The 425-nt window shown below is 41.2% G+C and carries 1 protein-coding gene; it reads right to left on the bottom strand.

Annotated features, from left to right (window positions below; genetic code table 11):
- Window positions 1–425: GerAB/ArcD/ProY family transporter (locus EP737_RS25225; protein WP_165350951.1), on the bottom strand; the 425-nt coding region annotated here is incomplete at both ends.

The raw sequence follows: 425 nt of genomic DNA, 5'->3' as shown, positions 1-425 counted from the left end.
AGCAAACCAGGCATTTCAAAACTTCGTATGAGATCAAGCGTCGGCCATGTTAGCGTTATTAATCCCTCCACGGATAGCGTACCAATAACCATCACGACCGTTATCAAGTAAAAGATCAGTGGGATAAAAATTCCAACTAGAACAGCTTTTACTGCTTTGTTTGGCTGTTTCATAAATGCTATTATAATCAACATGCTTTCAAAACCTGTAAATGAGAGAGCTGTTGTTTTGATTCCTTTTAGTACAGGTATGATCCCTAACCCTAGTACTGGGCGCAGATTACCCACCTCAAATGTTTTGAAGCTCAGAAAAGCAACCACCAAAAAGATGCCGGCGGTAATGGGGATGATTATTTCAAACAAACGGGCAAGCGGATTTATGCCGCCCATGATTAGATAGAGACTCACCCACATAAATGGCATAAC

Source organism: Ectobacillus funiculus, from assembly GCF_004138295.1.
GTDB classification, from domain to species: domain Bacteria; phylum Bacillota; class Bacilli; order Bacillales; family Bacillaceae_G; genus Ectobacillus; species Ectobacillus funiculus.
Note: the sequence above shows the minus strand (reverse complement) of the source record. Positions and strands in the feature narration are given on the sequence as shown.